General features: G+C 50.0%; 1 protein-coding gene. It reads left to right on the forward strand.

Features of this window, described 5'->3' with window-relative positions; translation table 11 throughout:
• Positions 1-546, forward strand: a 546-nt coding sequence (locus H9X81_RS11555; RefSeq protein WP_275951280.1) for a type I restriction-modification enzyme R subunit C-terminal domain-containing protein, incomplete at both ends; no start/stop codon positions are given.

Consider the following 546-nt stretch of genomic DNA (forward strand, 5'->3'; position numbering starts at 1 on the left):
AGCAGATCATCGGCCGTGGCACCCGTCTGCGGGAAAAAGAGGGCAAGACACACTTTGTGGTCATGGATTTCCGCAATGTCACCCGCCTGTTCGCTGATCCGGAATGGGACGGTCCCATTGAGATAGATGAAGCCTTTACTCCAGGCGGAAAACTGCCTGCCTCCAAAGATTCGCCGGATGGCAATGGGAAAGAGGGTCGGGGAGCACCGCCGGAGCAACGACACAAACCAATTGTGGACAAAAATGGTTGTAAGGTGCAGGTTATCCATAAAACTGTGTCGGTGTATGACACAAACGGGAAACTGCTGCGCCAGGAGAGCATTGTGGACTACACCAAGGAAAATATCCGGGGTGAGTATGCTTCATTGGATAACTTTATCCACCAGTGGTCAGCCCAGGAGAAGAAGGAACAGATCCGTGATATGCTCCACGAACGCGGCATTGATCTGGAGCTGATGAAAGCTGATCAGAATATGACTGATGTGGATGATTTTGACTTCATCTGCCATGTAGCTTTTGATAAAAAGCCATTGACTCGAAAAGAGC

It is taken from the genome of Hydrogenoanaerobacterium saccharovorans (assembly GCF_016901815.1).
Taxonomy (GTDB): domain Bacteria; phylum Bacillota; class Clostridia; order Oscillospirales; family Ruminococcaceae; genus Avimicrobium; species Avimicrobium caecorum.